Below are 1,112 nucleotides of genomic sequence, written 5' to 3' on the forward strand. Positions count from 1 at the left end.
GGTCACAACGACTGGCGAACCGGTTACTGGCGCGCTGACGGATGCGGTGTAAACCACCGTGCCGCCTTCAGCCACACTCGAAGTCGCGGTCAGGTTCACGGTCGAAGTGTCGATAGTGTCGGTGACGCTGGTGACTGCCGGGGCAGTGCTAGGAACCAGGTTCTCGAAGTTGCCACCGGTCGCATCTTTGATCGTCGCTTCGACGGTGCCGGCGTCTTTGTAGACGTCGTCTTTCGGCGCATCGACGGTCACGGAGCCACTGGTGGCACCGGCGGCGATGGTGATCACGGCACCGTTCGACAGGGTCACGGTGACCGGCGTGCCGGCGGCGTTGGTCAGGGTCGCGGTGTAGACGATGGAGCCGCCTTCAGCCACGGAGTCGGTCGCACTCAGACTAAGAGTGGTGGTGTCCGCCGTGTCGGTCACCGAGGTGTCCGCCGACTTGCCATCGACTTCCAGCTTCTCGTAGTTACCGCCCTTGGCATCGTCGATCTTGACGCTCAGGGAACCACCGCCGGCCAACGCATCGTTCGGCGCGGTGAAGTTGACGCTGGCACTGCTGGCGCCGACCGGGATGGTAATGGTCTGGCCATTCGACAGGGTCACGACGACTGGCGAACCGGTGACTGGAGCGGACACGGACGCGGTATACACCACCGTGCCACCTTCAGCCACAGCGCTGGTCGCGGTAAGGTTGACGGTCGAAGTGTCGATGGTGTCAGTCACATTGGTGACCGCCGCCGCTGGGTTGGTCGCCAGGTTTTCGAAGTTACCGCCGGCCGCGTCTTTGATCGTTGCTTCAACGGTACCGGCGTCTTTGTAGACGTCGTCTTTCGGTGCATCGACGGTCACGGAACCGCTGGTGGCGCCGGCGGCGATGGTGATCACCGCGCCGTTCGACAGTGTCACGGTGACCGGCGTACCGGCCGCATTGCTCAGGGTGGCGGTATAAACGATGGAGCCGCCCTCTGCCACGGAGTCGGCTGCGCTCAGGCTGAGGGTGGTGGTGTCGACGGTGTCGGTCACGGTGGTGCTGACCGGCGTTTTGTCCGCCACCAGGTTCTCGTAGTTGCCGCCGCTGACGCTGGTGATCGAGTTGGTCAGCGGAGTAT

General features: G+C 63.6%; 1 protein-coding gene. It reads right to left on the reverse strand.

The window, feature by feature from the left end; all coding sequences use genetic code 11:
• Positions 1-1,112 (reverse strand): immunoglobulin-like domain-containing protein (locus AACY49_RS29625; RefSeq protein WP_339527729.1); only part of this gene is annotated, 1,112 nt, incomplete at both ends.

The organism is Pseudomonas sp. EL_65y_Pfl2_R96, from assembly GCF_963970905.1.
In the GTDB taxonomy this organism is placed as follows: domain Bacteria; phylum Pseudomonadota; class Gammaproteobacteria; order Pseudomonadales; family Pseudomonadaceae; genus Aquipseudomonas.